This window comes from Micromonospora eburnea (assembly GCF_900090225.1).
Taxonomy (GTDB): Bacteria; Actinomycetota; Actinomycetes; order Mycobacteriales; family Micromonosporaceae; genus Micromonospora; species Micromonospora eburnea.
Genome location: NZ_FMHY01000002.1, coordinates 6,337,099 through 6,354,563, shown reverse-complemented (window position 1 = coordinate 6,354,563; position 17,465 = coordinate 6,337,099). Strand labels below are relative to the sequence as shown.

The 17,465-nt window shown below is 73.7% G+C and carries 14 protein-coding genes; 10 read left to right on the top strand and 4 right to left on the bottom strand.

Translation table 11 applies throughout. The features are described from left to right. The first annotated feature begins 30 nt into the window (after positions 1 to 30). Positions 31 to 834 (top strand): helix-turn-helix transcriptional regulator, encoded by an 804-nt coding sequence (locus GA0070604_RS27565; RefSeq protein WP_091124961.1) that lies wholly within the window; start codon positions 31 to 33, stop codon positions 832 to 834. A 9-nt stretch (positions 835 to 843) separates the two neighbouring features. Here the strand turns inward: GA0070604_RS27565 and GA0070604_RS27560 are convergent, their stop codons facing one another. Continuing rightward, complete coding sequence (locus tag GA0070604_RS27560) at positions 844 to 1,254, bottom strand: DUF5319 domain-containing protein (protein WP_091124957.1); 411 nt, start codon at positions 1,252 to 1,254, stop codon at positions 844 to 846. 196 nt (positions 1,255 to 1,450) lie between these two features. On the opposite strand from GA0070604_RS27560, the gene guaB reads away from it, so the two are divergent. From guaB to GA0070604_RS27540, 4 genes are all read left to right on the top strand, one after another. Further along, entirely contained in the window at positions 1,451 to 3,013 is a 1,563-nt protein-coding gene (guaB, locus tag GA0070604_RS27555) for an IMP dehydrogenase (protein ID WP_091124953.1), read from the top strand. Between the two features lie 30 nt (positions 3,014 to 3,043). Further along, positions 3,044 to 4,162, top strand: a complete 1,119-nt coding sequence (locus GA0070604_RS27550) for a GuaB3 family IMP dehydrogenase-related protein (protein ID WP_091124950.1) — start codon at positions 3,044 to 3,046, stop codon at positions 4,160 to 4,162. Between the two features lie 108 nt (positions 4,163 to 4,270). Then, positions 4,271 to 5,665 carry a M1 family metallopeptidase gene (locus GA0070604_RS27545; RefSeq protein WP_244162098.1) on the top strand — a complete coding sequence of 465 codons (1,395 nt, stop codon included), beginning with the start codon at positions 4,271 to 4,273 and terminating at the stop codon, positions 5,663 to 5,665. Between the two features lie 83 nt (positions 5,666 to 5,748). Continuing rightward, complete coding sequence (locus GA0070604_RS27540; RefSeq protein WP_167363586.1) at positions 5,749 to 7,212, top strand: M1 family metallopeptidase; 1,464 nt, start codon at positions 5,749 to 5,751, stop codon at positions 7,210 to 7,212. A 59-nt stretch (positions 7,213 to 7,271) separates the two neighbouring features. On the opposite strand, the gene GA0070604_RS27535 is transcribed toward GA0070604_RS27540, so the two are convergent. After that, entirely contained in the window at positions 7,272 to 8,390 is a 1,119-nt protein-coding gene (locus tag GA0070604_RS27535; RefSeq protein WP_091124945.1) for an LCP family protein, read from the bottom strand. A gap of 147 nt (positions 8,391 to 8,537) precedes the next feature. On the opposite strand from GA0070604_RS27535, the gene GA0070604_RS27530 reads away from it, so the two are divergent. Both GA0070604_RS27530 and guaA read left to right on the top strand, forming a co-directional pair. Next, entirely contained in the window at positions 8,538 to 10,232 is a 1,695-nt protein-coding gene (locus GA0070604_RS27530) for an FAD-dependent oxidoreductase (protein WP_091124940.1), read from the top strand. An 81-nt stretch (positions 10,233 to 10,313) separates the two neighbouring features. After that, positions 10,314 to 11,867 (top strand): glutamine-hydrolyzing GMP synthase, encoded by a 1,554-nt coding sequence (guaA, locus tag GA0070604_RS27525; RefSeq protein ID WP_091124936.1) that lies wholly within the window; start codon positions 10,314 to 10,316, stop codon positions 11,865 to 11,867. A gap of 7 nt (positions 11,868 to 11,874) precedes the next feature. Here guaA and GA0070604_RS27520 read toward each other — a convergent pair whose 3' ends face one another. After that, positions 11,875 to 12,264 (bottom strand): PspC domain-containing protein, encoded by a 390-nt coding sequence (locus tag GA0070604_RS27520; RefSeq protein WP_091124933.1) that lies wholly within the window; start codon positions 12,262 to 12,264, stop codon positions 11,875 to 11,877. A gap of 144 nt (positions 12,265 to 12,408) precedes the next feature. Between GA0070604_RS27520 and GA0070604_RS27515 the strand changes: the two genes are divergently transcribed. From GA0070604_RS27515 to GA0070604_RS27505, 3 genes are all read left to right on the top strand, one after another. After that, positions 12,409 to 13,356, top strand: coding sequence for an NUDIX domain-containing protein (locus GA0070604_RS27515; RefSeq protein WP_091124930.1), 948 nt, complete (start codon positions 12,409 to 12,411; stop codon positions 13,354 to 13,356). Positions 13,357 to 13,455: 99 nt separating this feature from the next. Next, on the top strand, positions 13,456 to 14,361 hold the full coding sequence (locus GA0070604_RS27510; RefSeq protein WP_091127456.1) for an NUDIX hydrolase: 906 nt from the start codon (positions 13,456 to 13,458) through the stop codon (positions 14,359 to 14,361). A 345-nt stretch (positions 14,362 to 14,706) separates the two neighbouring features. Next, positions 14,707 to 15,618, top strand: a complete 912-nt coding sequence (locus GA0070604_RS27505; protein WP_091124927.1) for a CDP-alcohol phosphatidyltransferase family protein — start codon at positions 14,707 to 14,709, stop codon at positions 15,616 to 15,618. A gap of 59 nt (positions 15,619 to 15,677) precedes the next feature. On the opposite strand, the gene GA0070604_RS27500 is transcribed toward GA0070604_RS27505, so the two are convergent. After that, positions 15,678 to 16,925 carry a phosphatidylserine decarboxylase gene (locus GA0070604_RS27500; RefSeq protein WP_091124924.1) on the bottom strand — a complete coding sequence of 416 codons (1,248 nt, stop codon included), beginning with the start codon at positions 16,923 to 16,925 and terminating at the stop codon, positions 15,678 to 15,680. Positions 16,926 to 17,465 lie beyond the last annotated feature (540 nt).

Here is a 17,465-nt window from a genome sequence, read left to right as displayed (position 1 = left end):
GGTCTGCTCTGAGGCGGAGAGGAGACCACTGTGCGTAGCGTTCTCGTGTGCGTTCGGACACCACTCGCGGCCCAGCACCTGACCTCCGCGGCGGCGCGGCTCGGGCTGTCCGGAGCGGTCCGGACGGCGGTCTCCGATCCCGAGGTGATGCTGCGGCTCGCCGAGCGCCCGGTCGACGTGGTGCTCGCCGACACCGCCCTCACCCGACCGGACAGCGCGGGCTTCGTCCGCCGGGTGCTCGCCCGCGCGCCCCAGGCCGCGGTGCTGCTGCTCGGCGTCGAGGAGTCGGAGGCGGCGGCGGCCACCATCAGCGCCGGCGCGCGAGGGCTCATCCAGGGCGCCGACCACGATCTGACCAGCGCGGTCGCGAAGGCGTTGCTGCTGCTCGCCGCCCCCGGGCGACCGGCCCGGCACCGGGTCACCGACCCGGCCCGGGACGCCGCCGCCGTCGGCGGGTCGGCCCGCCCGGCCGCACCGGGACGTACCCAGGGCGGGCCGGCCTGGTCGGCGGGCCCCGCGGAGGGCGCCCCCACCATGGTCCCGGCGCAGCGCGGCGACGACCCGGCCGACCCGGCCGGCGGCGAACCGGAGTCGGCCCCGGCCAACGGCCCGCAGCAGCGCGCCAACGCCCGCAGCGCGGTCGGGCTTACCGAGCGGGAACTCCAGGTGCTGCTCGGCATGGCCGAGGGCAAGAGCAACGCGGAGATCGGGCGGGAGCTGTTCGTCTCCGAGGACACCGTCAAGACGCACGCCCGCCGGCTCTTCCGCAAGCTGGGCGCCCGTGACCGGGCGCACGCCGTGGCAGCGGGTTTCCGCGCCGGCCTGGTCGCCTGAGCCGGCCGGTCAGCCCTCGGCGGGGGCGTCGTCCTCGGTGCCCTCGGTCAGGGTGTCGTGCACGCCGTCCGCGTAGCCCCGGGCGTAGTCCCAGCTCACGTAGTGGTCCGGGTCCGGGTCGTACGCCGGCTCGTGCACCCGGGGACGGCCGGAGTCGAGCAGGTGGCGCAGGTTGCCCCGGAGCAGGTCCCAGTCGAAGTAGTGCGGCTCGCGGCAGTCCTCGCACTCGATGACCAGCCCGCGCACCCCGATCGGCTGGAGCAGGGCCTGGTAGATCTCCAGGTCGGCCAGATCCTCCAGGACGTCCTGCCGCTCGACCTCGGTCAGCGGGTCGAGCGGGTCGTCCTCGCGCGGGTCGTGCAGGCCGGCAGCCGGATCGGCCGGGTCGCCGTTGAAGGGGTCGATGGGCTCGTCGTGCACCCCCTCACCGTAGACCCCGACACACCGGAAAGTCCGCCCCTGGGGCACCTGTGGCGGGGCCTACCCCCGGCCCGCCGCTGCCCAGGCCGGCGCAGCGCAGTGGGTACGATGAAGCGATGCGCCGTCACGCGGCGCCCACCGGTGCCCGCGCGCGCCGCCTCGCCAAAACCCGTCCAACCAGCTCAGGGGAGCAATCGTGGAGAATTCGCCCAGCACCGACCTTCCCGCCGGCGTCGACGGCGGCGAACTGGCCGGTCACCTGCCCGAGCTGCCGGCCGGCTCGGCCCGGGTGGTGCCGCTCGGGCTGACCTTCGACGACGTGTTGCTCCAGCCCGGCGAGTCGGACGTCGTACCCAGCCGGGTCAACACCCGCACCCGGCTCACCCGCAACGTCGAGCTGACCGTTCCGCTGCTGTCCAGCGCGATGGACACGGTCACCGAGGGGCGGATGGCGATCGCCATGGCCCGCCAGGGCGGCATCGGCGTGCTGCACCGCAACCTCTCCGTGGAGGACCAGGCGCTCCAGGTCGACCTGGTGAAGCGCTCCGAGTCGGGCATGATCACCAACCCGGTGACCGCCAGCCCGGACGACACCCTCCGCGAGGTCGACGCGCTCTGCGGGCGTTACCGCATCTCCGGTGTGCCGGTGGTCGACGGTCAGGGCCAGCTCGTCGGCATCGTGACCAACCGCGACATGCGCTTCGTCTCCGACCCGGCCACCCCGGTCCGCGAGATCATGACCCGGACCCCGCTGGTCACCGCCCCGGTCGGGGTGAGCAAGGACGAGGCGCTCGGCCTGCTGCGCCAGCACAAGGTGGAGAAGCTGCCGATCGTCGACGACTCGGGCAAGCTGCGTGGGCTGATCACGGTCAAGGACTTCACCAAGAGCGAGCAGTATCCGAACGCCACCAAGGACTCCGCCGGCCGGCTCCAGGTCGCCGCCGCGATCGGCGTCGGCGAGGACTCGTACAAGCGGGCCCGCACCCTGGTCGACGCCGGGGTGGACGTGCTGATCGTGGACACCGCCCACGGCCACCAGCGGGCCGTGCTGGAGATGGTCGCCCGGCTCAAGAAGGACGTCGCGATCGACATCGTCGGCGGCAACGTCGCCACGTACGCCGGCGCGAAGGCGCTGGTCGACGCGGGCGCGGACGGCGTCAAGGTGGGCGTCGGCCCGGGGGCCATCTGCACCACCCGGATCGTCGCCGGGGTGGGCGTGCCGCAGATCACGGCGATCATGGAGGCCGCGCGGGCGGCCCGCCCGGCCGGCGTGCCGGTGATCGGCGACGGTGGCATCCAGTACTCCGGCGACATCGCCAAGGCCCTGGTCGCCGGTGCCGACACGGTGATGCTCGGCAGCCTGCTCGCCGGCTGCGAGGAGAGCCCCGGCGAGCTGATCTTCATCAACGGCAAGCAGTACAAGGCGTACCGGGGGATGGGCTCGCTCGGCGCGATGCAGTCCCGTGGCCAGGCCAAGTCGTACTCCAAGGACCGCTACTTCCAGCAGGACGTGACCAGCGACGAGAAGCTGGTCCCGGAGGGCGTCGAGGGCCAGGTGCCCTACCGGGGCCCGCTGGCCCAGGTCGCCCACCAGCTCGTCGGCGGGCTGCGGCTCGCCATGGGGTACGCCGGCGCCGAGAGCATCCCCGAGCTGCACCGGCGTGGCCAGCTCATCCGGATCACCGCGGCCGGGCTCAAGGAGAGCCACCCGCACGACATCCAGATGACCGTCGAGGCGCCGAACTACCACACTCGCTGACCTTCCCCCCCCAAACACCTGGAGTCCCCCATGCGTGACGTGGTCGAGATCGGGCTGGGTAAGACCGCGCAACGCGGCTACCACCTGGACGACATCGCCATCGTGCCGAGCCGCCGCACCCGGGACGTCGACGACGTCTCCACGGCGTGGCAGCTCGACGCGTACCAGTTCGGCATCCCCTGCGTCGGGCACCCGTCCGACGCGACGATGAGTCCCGCCTCGGCGGTGCGGCTCGGCCAGCTCGGCGGCCTCGGCGTGCTCAACGTCGAGGGCCTCTGGACCCGGTACGAGAACCCGACCAAGGTGCTGGAGGAACTGGCCGGCCTGGACGAGGAGGCTCCGGCCACCCGGCGGCTCCAGGAGGTCTACGCCGAGCCGATCCGCCCCGAGCTGATCGCCGAGCGGGTTCGCGAGCTGCGGGCTGGCGGCGGCACGGTGGCCGTCCGGGTCTCCCCGCAGCACACCCTCGCGCTCGCCCCGGTGATCCTCGACGCGGGCGTGGACATCCTGGTCATCCAGGGCACCATCGTCTCCGCCGAGCACGTCTCCACCACCGACGAGCCGCTGAACCTCAAGGAGTTCATCGCCGACCTCGACCTGCCGGTCATCGTCGGCGGTTGCACCGACTACAAGACCGCGCTGCACCTGATGCGTACCGGTGCCGCCGGGGTGATCGTCGGCGTCGGTGGTGACGGCTGGTCGACGACCGAGTCGGTGCTCGGCATCCGGGTGCCGATGGCCACCGCCATCGCCGACGCCGCCGCGGCCCGCCGTGACTACCTGGACGAGACCGGCGGCCGGTACGTGCACCTGATCGCGGACGGCGACATCCAGACCTCCGGCGACATCGCCAAGGCGCTGGGCTGCGGCGCCGACGCGGTGATGCTCGGCGAGCCGCTCTCGCTCTGCGAGGAGGCCCCGGCCGGCGGCGCCTGGTGGCACTCGGCGGCCAGCCACCCGTCCCTGCCCCGGGGCGCGTTCGAGGTGGCCGGCGAGCCGCTCGGCTCGATGGAGAAGCTGCTCTTCGGCCCGGCCGACGAGCCGGACGGCCAGCTCAACCTCTTCGGTGGCCTGCGCCGCGCGATGGCCAAGTGCGGCTACCGCGATCTCAAGGAATTCCAGAAGGTCGGCCTGGTCCTGGACCGCTGACCCTGCCGCCGATCATGGAGTTGTGGCTTTCGGAACGCCCCGGATCTTCCGGTTCGTCATCTGCCGCAACTCCATGATCGCCGCGGTGTGCCGGCTTAGGCTCGGCCTGTGCGGGGGCGGGGGTGGCGTACGGCGGGGGTGGTGTTGGGTGTCGCCGTGCTGGGCGCGGGGTGCACCGGGGACCACGACGGGCGGTTTCGGGCCGGGGCGGGGGATGTCGGTGACCCGTACGTGCGGGGGGCCGGCAACGCCGGCTACGACGTCGACCACTACGCGCTGAAGGTCCGCTACGACCCGGCCGGCAAACGGCTCACCGGCCAGGCCACCGTCGCCGCCACCGCCACCAGCGGTCTGTCCCGGTTCAACCTCGACCTCGCCGGCCTCACCGTCGACCGGGTACGCGTCGACAGCGCCCCGGCGAAACACCGGCGTGACGGTAACGAGCTGGTGGTCACCCCGGCGCACGGCCTGCCGGCGGGGAAGCGGTTCACCGTCGAGGTGGCGTACGGCGGCGTGCCGCGACCGCTCTCCAGCGAACTCGGCGACGGCGGCTTCCAGGCCACCGGGGACGGGGCGATCGCGCTCGGCCAGCCCCAGTCGGCGAGCACCTGGTTCCCGGTCAACGACCACCCCTCCGACAAGGCCACCTACGACGTCGAGGTGACCGTCCCGGACGGGCTCGCCGCGCTGAGCAACGGGGTGCCCGGGGGACGGACCAGCCAGGACGGCTGGACCACCTGGCGCTGGTCCGAGGGCTCCCCGATGGCCAGCTACCTGGCCACCCTGGTGATCGGCCACTACCGGGTCTCGACCGGTACGCACGCCGGGAAACCACTGGTCACCGCGGTCGCCGCCGGGCTGCCGCCGGACGGGCCGGCGGCTGCCGCGCTGGCGCGTACCGGCGAGATCGCCGACTTCCTGGCCGACCGCTTCGGGCCGTACCCGTTCGACGCGTACGGCGGGATCGCGGTCGCCGACGAGCGCATCTCGTACGCGCTGGAGACGCAGACCCGCCCGGTCTACGGGCCGGGCTTCTTCCGCGACGGCCGGCCGAACACGGAGGTGGTCGCGCACGAGCTGGCCCACCAGTGGTTCGGCGACAGCGTCTCGCTGTCCCGGTGGCGCGACATCTGGCTCAACGAGGGCTTCGCCACGTACGCGGAATGGCTCTGGAACGAGCACGACGGCGTCCGCAGCGCGGCGCGGGCCTTCGCCGACCGGTACGCGGTGACCGACTGGACGAAGCCGTCGGTGGACCCGGGCCGGGCGGCGATGTTCGGCGACGCGGTCTACCAGCGAGGCGCACTGGCCGTGCACGCGCTACGCCGCGCGGTCGGCGACGAGACCTTCTTCCGGATCCTGCGCGGGTGGCTGGCCGAGCGGCGGGACGCTACCGCCACCACCGCGGACTTCGTCGGGTACGCCGAGCGGGTCGCCGGCCGCCCGCTACGCCCGCTGTTCGACGCCTGGCTGGCCGGCGCCACCGCGCCCGCCCTGCCGTGACGCGCACGTGATCGTTTCTCGGTAGGCTGCCGCGGGCGGAGCGGCCGGGCCGCGACGGTCGTGCCCGAGGAGGGGTCGAGGCGATGGTGCTGGCGCTGCGAGGCGGACGACGACGGCTGGGGCTGCTGGTCTCCGGCACGCTGCTGCTCGCCGGCTGCGGCTCGACCGGCGTGGAGCGACCCGACCCGGGGACGACGCAGCCCACGCCGATCAGCACCCGGAGCTTCGCGCCCGGCGCGGCCGGGGCCGGCGACCCGTACTTCCCGAGCTACGGCAACGGCGGCTACGACGTCGCCCACTACACCGTCCAGATCCGCTACGACCCGGGGAAGAACCGGCTCACCGGCACCACCACGCTGCGGGCCACCGCGACCGGTGACCTCTCCGCGTTCAACCTGGACCTGGCCGGGCTGACCGTGCGGTCGGTCACCGTGAACGGGGCCCGGGCCAGCCACGCGCGCACCGACGACGAACTGGTCGTCACCCCGGCCACCGGCCTCACCGCCGGCAACGGCTTCGTCGCCGAGATCCGGTACGACGGCGAGCCGGCGGCGCTGGACAACACCGTGCTCGGCGGGGGCGGCTGGCTGCACACCTCGGACGGGGCGATCGCGCTCGGCCAGCCCGAGTCGGCGAGCACCTGGTTCCCGGTCAACGACCACCCGTCCGACAAGGCCACCTACGACTTCGAGATCACCGTGCCGAAGGGGCTCACCGCGGTCAGCAACGGTGTCCCGAAGGGGCGGACCACCAAGGGCAACTGGACCACCTGGACCTGGTCGGAGGGCTCCCCGATGGCCAGCTATCTGACCACCGTGGTGATCGGGAAGTTCCGGGTGACCACTGGGGAACACAAGGGACGGCCGGTGTACAGCGCGGTCACCACGAAGGTGGCCGAGGGCGCCCCGGACCGGTCGATCGCCCGGACCACCGAGGTCGCCGACTACCTGGAGAGCGTCTTCGGGCCGTACCCGTTCGAGGCGTACGGCGGCGTGGTGGTCGCCGACGACCGGATCGGGTACGCGCTGGAGGCGCAGAGCCGTCCGGTCTACGCGGCCAGCTTCTTCCGCCAGGGCGACAACACCGGGGTGGTCGCGCACGAACTGGCCCACCAGTGGTTCGGCAACAGCGTGTCGTTGCAGAAGTGGCAGGACATCTGGCTCAACGAGGGCCTGGCCACGTACGCCGAGTGGCTGTGGGCCGAGCACACCGGCCAGTCCACCGTGCAGCACACCTTCGAGCAGAAGTACGCCACCGCGACGGGGCAGGTCTGGCGTACGCCGCCGGGGAAACCGGGGGTGGCGAACCTGTTCAGCCGCTCGGTGTACGACCGGGGCGGGATGGCCGTGCACGCGCTCCGGGTGGCCGTCGGGGACGCCGACTTCTTCGCCATCCTGCGGACCTGGGCGGCGGAGAAGAGGAACGGCAACGCCACCACGGCCGAGTTCGTGGCCCACGCGGAGCGGATCTCGCACAAGAAGCTCGGCAAGGTCTTCGACGCCTGGCTCTACGGCACCGACCGCCCTGCCGCCCCCAAGGCGCTGTAAGGAAGGGCCCCCTGTTAACGCCTGCTGCATAGCAGGGGGCCCCTGCAATCAAGGCGGGGTCAGGTCTGCACGCGCAGCTTCGGGTGCGCGGCCAGGAAGGTGTCGGCGGTGGAGTCGCGTAGGGCGGTGAGGAACTGCCGGCCCACCGGCAGGAGCTGCTCGCCCCGGTAGGAGCCGCCGCTGCCGACCGCGTCGCCGGGGAGCCCGACCAGGACGAAGGCGTCCGCGGAGAGTCCGCCCAGGGCGTACGCGAATTCCACCAGCCGGCGTCCGCCACCGACGTACACCAGGGTGTCGCCGAGGGCGTCCGCCACCTGCTCGACCTGGGCCGGGTCCCGGGCCAGCCCCTGGTCGAGGATCTTCCGGGCCAGCGCCCGGATCAGTTGCTGCTGGTGGCGCTGCCGGGTGTAGTCGCCGCCGGCCGTGTAGCGCTGCCGCGCGTAGTCCAGCGCCTGCCAGCCGGTCAGGTGCCGGTTGCCCTTCTCGTAGACCATCTGCGGTCCGGTGTAGGTGCTGCCGGTCAGGTTCCTCATCCGCCCGTCGGGACGGCGGTGGATCGAGGCGACCCGCTGGTCGACGTAGAGGTCCACGCCGCCGAGGGTGTCGACCAGCTTGTCGAAGCCGCCGAAGGTGATCACCGCGCCCGCGTCGATGCGCAGGCCGGTGTACTTGCTGACCGTGGTGCGCAACAGCTCGTACCCCTGGGCCGTGCTGGGGTGACCCTTGTCGCCGGGCACCCGGCTGCCGTAGCTCATCGCGTGGGTCAGCTTGGTCCGGCCGCCCGGGTAGCCGGCCTTCGGGTAGGCCGGGATGTCCACCACCAGGTCGCGGGGCAGGGAGAAGAGGTACGCGCGGTCCAGCCCGGCCGGCACGTGCAGCACCAGCACCGCGTCGGCGTGCGGCTCCCAGCCCGGCACGCTGACCCGGGTGTCCACCCCGACCAGCAGCAGGTTCAGCGGACCGGTGAGGTCGGCCCCCGGCGGCGGGGTGGGGCTGGCCGGGGTCGGGGTGGGCGCGCCGGTGGGCGAGGTGGGTGCGGCGACCGGGCCCGGGGACCCCTCGGGGCCCGGTTGGGAGGCCAGCCGGGCGAGCACTACCGCGCCGGCGGCGACCAGCAGTACGGCGACCAGGGCGGCCAGCCCCAGCAGCCACCGTCGTCTCGGCCTCGCGCCGGTCATCGTGGGCCCCTTCCCCCGGGTGTCGCTCGACCGTGTCACGGGGGCGCCGGGCGTTCGCCCGCCCGGTCCCCGCATCGTCGAGCGCTCTGGATGATCCGTGAAAATCTCTTGCTGGCGCTATGGCTACTCATCGGTAATGATGCGTTCATGCGGTACGACGTGGTCGTCGTCGGGTCCGGCTTCGGTGGCAGTGTCACCGCGCTCCGCCTGGCCGAGAAGGGCTACACCGTCGGCGTTCTGGAGGCCGGCCGGCGTTTCGCCGACGACGAGTTTCCGGAGACGTCCTGGCGGGTCCGGCGCTTCCTGTGGGCCCCGAGGCTCGGCTGTTACGGCCTCCAGCGGATCGACCTGCTGCGCTCGGCCGACCGGCAGGCGGGCGGCGGTGTCCTGGTGCTCTCCGGGGCGGGGGTGGGCGGTGGCTCCCTGGTCTACGCGAACACCCTCTACGAGCCCCTCGACGCGTTCTACGCCGACCCGCAGTGGCGGGACATCACCGACTGGCGCGACGAACTGGCCCGCCACTACGACCAGGCGAAGCGGATGCTCGGCGTCACCACGTACCCGATCGTCACCGGCGCGGACCGGGCGATGCGGGCGGTGGCCGAGCGGATGGGGGTGGGGCACACCTTCCACGCCACCCCGGTTGGCGTGCACATCGGCCGGCCCGGCGAGCGGGTGGCCGACCCGTACTTCGGCGGGGCCGGGCCGGACCGCGCCGGGTGCACCCACTGCGGCTCGTGCATGACCGGTTGCCGGTACGGCGCGAAGAACACCCTGGTCAAGAACTACCTCTGGCTGGCCGAGCGGCTGGGTGCCCGGGTGCATCCGCTGACCACGGTGACCGCGGTACGGCCGGCTACCGACGGCGGGTACGCGGTGCACACCGAACGCACCGGAGCCTGGCTGCGCCGGCGGCGCCAGGTGATCCACGCCGACCAGGTGGTCTTCGCGGCCGGTGCGCTGGGCACCCAACGGCTGCTGCACGAGATGCGGGCCACCGGTGCGCTGCCCGGGCTGTCGCCCCGGCTCGGCGAGCTGACCCGGACCAACTCGGAGGCGATCCTCGGCGCCTCGGTCGCCCCCCGTCAGGCCCGGCGGCGCGGGCTCGACCTCACCGAGGGGGTGGCGATCACCAGCTCCTTCCACCCGGATCCGCAGACCCACATCGAGCCGGTCCGTTACGGCCGGGGCTCGAACGCGATGGGCCTGCTCCAGTCGCTGCTGGTCGACGGCGGCCCGCACCGGGCCTGGCGCTGGCTGGGCAGCATCCTCCGGCAGCCCGGGCTCGCGGCCCGGATGCTCTCCGTCCGCGGCTGGTCCGAGCGGACCGTGATCGCCCTGGTCATGCAGTCGGTGGACAACTCGCTCACCACCCGGCTCCGGCGGGGCGTGTTCGGTCGGCGGCTGGTCTCCGGCCCCGGGCACGGCGTGCCCAGCCCGACCTGGATTCCGGCCGGCAACCAGGCCGCCCGGCTGCTCGCCGAGGAGATCGGCGGTACGCCGGGCGGCGCGCTCACCGAGCCGTTCAACATCCCGATGACCGCGCACATCCTCGGCGGCGCGGTGATCGGGGCCACCCCGGAGCGCGGGGTGATCGACCCGTACCACCGGGTCTACGGGCACCCGGGGCTGCACGTGGTGGACGGCGCGGCGGTGTCGGCCAACCTCGGGGTCAACCCGTCGCTGACCATCACCGCCCAGGCCGAGCGGGCCATGTCGTACTGGCCCAATCGGGGCGAGAAGGACCCACGCCCGCCGCTCGGGTCGGCGTACCGGCGCCTGGCCCCGGTCGCCCCGCGCCATCCCGCCGTCCCCGGGCACGCCCCCGCCGCGCTGCGTTAGGAGGGCCTGTCATCCACCTCACGGCACAACCCGGCCGGGGCGCGCCCGGACCTCCGGTGACTGTCGGTAGGCTTGCTGCGCATGAGCACCCCTCGCCCCGTCCTCGTAGTGGACTTCGGAGCCCAGTACGCCCAGCTCATCGCGCGCCGCGTACGTGAGGCGAGGGTCTACTCGGAAATCGTCCCGCATTCCATGCCGGTGTCCGAGATGCTGGCGAAGAATCCGGCCGCGATCATCCTCTCCGGCGGCCCGGCCAGCGTCTACGCGCCGGACGCCCCGCAGTTCGACGCCGGCATGTTCGACGCCGGTGTCCCGGTTTTCGGCATCTGCTACGGCTTCCAGGCGATGGCCCAGGCGCTGGGCGGCACGGTGGCCCGGACCGGTAACCGGGAGTACGGCGGCACCCCGCTGCACGCCCGCCCGGAGGCCGGCGTGCTGCTCCGCGACCTTCCGGACGACCTGCCGGTGTGGATGAGCCACGGCGACTGCGTCACCGAGGCGCCGGCCGGTTTCACGGTCACCGCCGAGTCGGCCGGCGCGCCGGTCGCCGCGTTCGAGGACCTGACCGGCCGGCGGGCCGGCGTGCAGTTCCACCCGGAGGTCGGGCACACCGCCCACGGGCAGGAGATGCTCACCCGTTTCCTCTACGACATCGCCGGCATCGAGCCGACCTGGACGCCCGAGAACATCATCGACGAGCAGGTGGCCCGGATCCGGGAGCAGGTCGGCGACAAGGAGGTCATCTGCGCGCTGAGCGGCGGCGTCGACTCCTCGGTCGCCGCGGCGCTGGTGCACAAGGCGGTCGGCGACCAGCTCACCTGCGTCTTCGTCGACCACGGCCTGCTCCGCGCCGGTGAGGCCGAGCAGGTGGAGAAGGACTACGTCGCGGCCACCGGCATCAGGCTCAAGGTGGTCGACGCCCGGGAGCGCTTCCTCGCCGCCCTGGCCGGGGTGACCGACCCCGAGCAGAAGCGCAAGATCATTGGGCGGGAGTTCATCCGGGTCTTCGAGGCCGCCGCCCGGGAGATCGTCTCGCACGGCGACGTCGAGTTCCTGGTGCAGGGCACCCTCTACCCGGACGTGGTCGAGTCCGGTGGCGGCACCGGCACCGCCAACATCAAGAGCCACCACAACGTCGGCGGCCTGCCGGAGGACCTGAGGTTCGCCCTGGTCGAGCCGCTGCGTACGCTCTTCAAGGACGAGGTCCGTGCGCTCGGCCTCCAGCTCGGGCTGCCCGAGGCGATGGTCTGGCGGCACCCGTTCCCCGGGCCGGGGCTGGCCATCCGGATCGTCGGCGCGGTCGACGAGGAGCGGCTCGCCGTGCTCCGTAAGGCCGACCTGATCGCCCGGCAGGAGTTGTCCGCCGCCGGCCTGGACCGGGATGTCTGGCAGTTCCCGGTGGTGCTCCTGGCCGACGTGCGCAGCGTCGGCGTGCAGGGCGACGGGCGCAGCTACGGGCATCCCGTGGTGCTGCGCCCGGTCTCCAGCGAGGACGCGATGACCGCCGACTGGTCCCGGCTGCCCTACGACGTGATCGCCCGGATCTCCACCCGGATCACCAACGAGGTGGCCGAGGTCAACCGGGTGGTCCTGGACGTGACCAGCAAGCCGCCGGGCACCATCGAGTGGGAGTGATCCCGGCTCAGGCCGCCGCGGGCGGGGTCGGCGGCTGAGCCGCCGGCCCGGCCTCCGCCGTGGGCGTGGCCGGCGGGGTCGGTCCCGGCTGGGTGGCCGCCGGCTGCGGCATCGGCGCGGTCGGCGGGACCGGGGGCCAGCCGGGGGTGGTGCCGGGCGGGTGCGGCCACGCGGGTGCGCCGCTCGGCTCCTCGGGCATCAGGAACCACATGACCAGGTACGCCAGCGCGGCGAGCCCACCGGTGAAGATGGTGGCGATGGCGAAGCCGACCCGGACCAGGGTGGGATCGACCGCGAAGTAGCGGCCGAGGCCGCTGGACACACCGGCGACCATACGGTCGGTGACGGGCCGGCGGAGTTGCTTGTACGGGGCCTGAGGGGTGCTGGGGTAGGTCATGCCTCAACAGTCCCGCGTCGGGCCGGCCGGGGCCTCGGTGACCGCCCGGAGTCATACCCTGACCGATCCCTGAGACGCCAGCCAAGAGTCAGGAATCCGACTCTTTTCGATGGCGGTAACCGCACCGGGGGAGAATTTCCTCCCGTGACCACCTCGCTGGAGCCGCTGCGCAGGATCGCGGCATACGCAGTTTGTGCCGATTCAGACGACCGAGTGTTGCTGGTTCGCGCATCGGGGCGCTCCGGCACACCCGGCACCTGGTCCCTGCCGGGCGGGGCGGTCGACCACGGTGAGGACCCGAACCACACCGTCGTCCGGGAGACCGCGGCGGAGACCGGCCTCTCGGTGGCGGTCTCCGGCCTTCAGGACGTGATCGCCGACATGCGGGCGCTGCCCGAGCGCGGCATCACCATCCACACCGATCGCCTGCTCTACACGGTCTCGGTGCGCGGCGGGACGCTCACCGACCGGGTGGACCGCCCGACCGACCTGGCACGCTGGGTCAGCCTGGACGAGGCCCGGGAACTGCCGCTGCGGTCGTTCACCGCGCGCGCCCTGGGCCTGCCCTCCGCCACCGCCGACGTGGTGCCGGAAGAGGTCCCGGAGTTCCCCTCGTTCTACGCGGTCCCCGGCCCGGACGGGCTGCACCGGGCGCAGCGCTTCGCCGCGTACGCGGTGGTGACCGACCCGGAGGAGCGGGTGCTGCTCACCCGGGTCTCCGACGGCTATCCGGGCGCCGGGTGCTGGCACCTGCCCGGTGGCGGCACCGACTACGGCGAGCAGCCGGGCGCCGCGTTGATCCGTGAGCTGGTCGAGGAGACCGGGCAGACCGGCCGCCTGGTCGAGCTGCTCGGCGTGGCCAGCCACCGGGACGCCGCCTCGCTCGGTCCGGAGGGCTATCCGATCGACTGGCACGGCGTACGCGCCTTCTACCGGGTGGTCGTCGACCAGCCGGCCCCGCCCACGGTGGCGGACGTCGGCGGCTCCACCTGCGAGGCCCGCTGGTTCCGCCGGGAGGAGCTCGGCGCCCTCCCCACCGACCGCCTGACCGAGGTGACGGCCGAAGCCGTCCAGGCCGCCCAACTCATCTGACCCCTCGCCCGCCCGTCCGTTGATCATGAGGTCGGCGGTATGACCGTCCCGGTGCCGCTAACCTCATGATCGACGGGGTGAGTGAGCGGAGGCGGGCTGGTGGAGGAGCGGCGGCGGATCGGGGCGTACGGAGTGCTGCGGGACGAGCGCGGGCGGGTGCTGCTGGCCCGCGGGTCGGCCGGGTGCCCGTACCCGGGGGTGTGGCAGCTGCCCGGTGGCGGCATCGAGCACGCGGAGCACCCGGAGCATGCCGTGGTACGCGAGTTCGCCGAGGAGACCGGGCTCGCCGTCGCGGTGGCCGCGATCCGGGCCGCCGTCGCGGACGTGGCCGTCTTCCGGGACGCGGGCGTCGCGGTGCACACCGACCGGCTGGTCTTCGACGTCGAGGCGCGTGGCGGCGCGCTCCGCCCCGAGCCGGCCGGGGGCAGCGACGAACTGGGCTGGTTCACGCCGGACGAGGCGGCCGGCCTGCGGCTGATGCCGTTCACCGCCGAGCTGCTCGGCATTCCCGTCCTCCCCCTGCCGGCCGACCTGCCCCGGGCCCTGCCGCCCGCCCCGGCCGCCGTCGACCGCCGGCAGCGCTTCGCCGCGTACGGGATGGTCACCGATCCGGTCGGGCGGGTGCTGCTCACCATGATCGCCGACGGGTATCCGGGGGCCGGGCTCTGGCACCTGCCTGGCGGTGGCACCGATCACGGCGAGCAGCCGGCGGCCGGGCTGCTGCGCGAGCTGGTGGAGGAGGCCGGCCAGCTCGGCCGGGTGGTCGACCTGCTGGCCGTGGACAACCTGCACAATCCCGCCGCGCTCGGCCCGGAGGGGCGACCGCTGGACTGGCACGGCGTCCGGGTGATCTACCGGGTACGCGTCGACGCCCCGACCGAGGCGGTGGTGACCGAACTCGCGGGCGGCTCCACCGCCCGGGCCGCCTGGTTCGCATCGGAGCAGGTCAGCGACCTGCCGATGACCGGGGTGGCGGCCCTGGCAACCGGGTGCCGGGGCAGGTGACGGGCGCTCGTCCGGTCGGGTGGGGTGGCTCCGGTAGAGTCGGAAGTCGGGGTTGGCCGATGGAAAACGGGCGATGACGCCCGCGATGGGAAGACCTGAGCGGTTCGCGCGGTTAAGGGAGTTATAAGTAGCGCCGGCAGCTATCGCCAAGCCCCCTTCCCCTGTGCAATGGTGTACTCCGCAAACGGGCTGCCGGGCCAGAAAGGCCCGGCACGAGACAGCCGGACACCCGCCCCGCTGGCGGCCAGCCGATCCGGTGATGGAGGAAACGTGCCGAGAGCCCCATGGCGCCGGCGTCGTACGACTGACAGCCCGCGCCCCGCAGGGCGTCGATGGGCGGGCGGGTTGCGCCGCAGCAGTACATTCGCCCGCCAGGTGCTGCTGGTCCGGGTGGGCCGGCGGGATGCCGGTACGGCACCCGCGACCGACCTGGTCGCCCCCGACCACCGCCGGACCGATCGCCAGCGTCTTCGCTACGGTCGACTCGATTCGGAGGTCGAGGCGGTGATGCCGGTCAGCCCGGCCCTGGCCCCCGCGGCGGTGGCCGACGAGGCGCCGGCGATGTCGATCCCCCTGCTGCCCGGCGAGCGCAGCGCCGCTCGTCGAGCAAAGTTCGCCCTGGTCAACGCCTGCACCCTGAGCAGCGTGATGCTCGGCATGTTGGCGATCTTCCTGGCCATGGGGGGCCAGGTCCGCACGGCGGCGCTCTGCCTGATCGCTTGCGTCGCGTTCGACGGGCTGGACGGCGCGCTCGCCCGCAAGCTCGGGGTGGCCAGCCCGTTCGGTGCCCAGATGGACTCGCTGGCCGACATGTGCTCGTTCGGCATCGCCGCCCCGGTGGTGGTCTACGCCTCACTCGCCGGTTCGGTCCGGCCGGCGGCGGCCGCGGTCGCCTGCGCCCTGGTCGCGGCCTGCGCCGCGATCCGGCTCGCCCGGTTCAACGTCTCACCGAAGGACGGCCGGTTCTTCTCCGGCGTACCGACCACCATGGCGGCGGCCGTGCTGGCCCTGACCGTGGCGATCGGGGTGCCGGTCTCCGGCCGGGTGCTGGTCGGCGGGGTGGCGCTGCTCGCCTTCGCCATGGTCTCCAGCTTCCCGTACGCGAAGCTCGCCCGGCTGGTGAAGCTGCCGCCGTGGCTCTGGCTCGCCCCGGTGGTCGGCGCGCTGGTCGACATCCGGCTCACCTTCGCCCTCGTGGTGCTGGGCTACCTGGCCAGCGGCCCGTTGCTGTGGCTGCACCAGCGCCGCACCGCCTGACTCCTGCCGACGAAGAAGGGGCGCCGCGACGAGCGGCGCCCCTTCTTCGCGTCCGGGGATCAGCTCCAGCGGGCGATCACGGTCGAGCCGCCGACCACCTTGTCGCCGGGCCCCACCAGCGGCTCGGCCGCGTCCGCCGGCAGGTAGACGTCGGTGCGCGAGCCGAACCGGATCAGGCCGAAGCGCTCGCCCCGGGCCAGCAGCGCGCCGACCGGCGCCCGCTGCACGATCCGCCGGGCGATCAGGCCGGTGCGCTGCGCGACCACCACCGTGCCGTGCTCGGTGTCGAGCACCGTGTACGCCGCGACGTTGTGCTCGGCGTCCGGCTTCATCGCGTTGACGAACCCGCCGTCCGCGACGAAGTAGTCAACCACCTTGCCGGCCACCGGGGAGCGGTTGACGTGCACGTCCAGCACGGAGAGGAAGACCGCGATCCGCAGCCACTCGCCGTCGCCGAAGCGCTCGTCGTGCAGCCGCTGCACCGAGAGGACCTTGCCGTCCGCCGCGGCCACCACGGCCGCCGGGTCCTCCGGCACGTCCCGCTCCGGGTCCCGGAAGAACGCGGCCACCGGGGCGGCGGCCAGCGCCGGCAGTAGCCAGAGCTTCGACTTCGGCCGGGCCACCCGGGCGAGCGCGGCCAGGCCGAGGCTGATCCCGGCGGCCGCCACGCCGTTGGAGTCGATGTGCATGCTCCTGGTGAGCGGCACGCTCGACGGCCGGTACGCGGGCGAGAGCTGGGCGGCGAGCGCGACGGCCGCCGGAGTGAAGCGGAGATGGTGCACCCGGACCGGCGGGGAGTTGCGCAGCACCAGGTCGGTGCGCACACCGTGCAGCAGGCCCTGCCGGTCCAACTCGGCACCGGCGCCCTCGGTGCGGAAGAGCGGCGCGGCCACGCTCAGCACACCACCCTCGGTGAGGTACTTCGACAGCCCGTCGACGGCCGTCCGGGTCTCGGCGGCGGTGCCGGTGAACGCCTCGGCGGCGATGACCAACTCGGCGGCGTCCGCCTCGGCGAGGGTGTCGGCGACCCGTACCCGGTCGGCGACCCAGGGGCCCTGGGCCGCCACATGCGCGCGGAGCGCGGCGGCGGCGCAGCCCTCGGCCGGCACGACGGTGAGCCGGTCGCCGGGGAGCAGCGCGTCGATCGCCGCGGCCAGTACCGCGGACTCCGGGGCCGCGCCGACCAGCAGGCCGGCCTTCGGGTCGTTGCGGCGGGCGAATTCGGCGACGAGGGTACGGGCGGCGCGCTCGCCGACGCGGACCGGGCCGGGCAGCCCGGGGGTACGCACGGCGGGGGACTCGGTCATGTCGGGCGGGCTCCTGACGAGGTAGAGGCGGGACGTGGTGGGACCTGGCCGGCCGGGCCGCGGGCGGGCCCCTGCGACCGGGAGCGCCGGTGGCTACGGCCGTCCGGTCGCGGCGCGTCTGGCGTCGCGCCGCGACCGGCGGACAGTCGGGCGCCACGGGTGGGCCGGCCGGCGGAGGCGGGATCTCCGCCAGCCAGCATATGCGTCGCCGCTGGCGTCCCGCACCGTCGCCGTCAGCCCGTCGAGCGCTCGTCGTGGCCGGGCACGTCCCCGTCGGTACGCGGGCTCTCGGCCGGCCACTGCGGAGGGCCGGCGGCGGGCAGCTCGCGGGTCACCGGTTCGGGGTCGACATCCTGTCCGTCCCCGAGCGGGGCCGGCGAAGGCGTCGGCGGGCTGCCGGCCGGCTCGCCCGGCCCCGCCATCGGGTCGCGCGTCGCGCCCCCCGGATCGCCGGTCGGGGTCGGGCCGGCGGTCGACGGCGCCTCGACCGATGACCCGTACGCCACCTCGGCGGGGCCATCCTGGCGCGCCTCGACGGGG

Coding starts and splice junctions, on each gene's coding strand:
- GA0070604_RS27550 (WP_091124950.1), top strand. CDS start 3,044: ATGCGTGACGTGGTCGAGATCGGGCTGGGTAAGACCGCGCAACGCGGC.
- GA0070604_RS27540 (WP_167363586.1), top strand. CDS start 5,749: ATGGTGCTGGCGCTGCGAGGCGGACGACGACGGCTGGGGCTGCTGGTC.
- GA0070604_RS27535 (WP_091124945.1), bottom strand. CDS start 8,390: ATGACCGGCGCGAGGCCGAGACGACGGTGGCTGCTGGGGCTGGCCGCC.
- GA0070604_RS27530 (WP_091124940.1), top strand. CDS start 8,538: ATGCGGTACGACGTGGTCGTCGTCGGGTCCGGCTTCGGTGGCAGTGTC.
- guaA (WP_091124936.1), top strand. CDS start 10,314: ATGAGCACCCCTCGCCCCGTCCTCGTAGTGGACTTCGGAGCCCAGTAC.
- GA0070604_RS27520 (WP_091124933.1), bottom strand. CDS start 12,264: ATGACCTACCCCAGCACCCCTCAGGCCCCGTACAAGCAACTCCGCCGG.
- GA0070604_RS27500 (WP_091124924.1), bottom strand. CDS start 16,925: ATGACCGAGTCCCCCGCCGTGCGTACCCCCGGGCTGCCCGGCCCGGTC.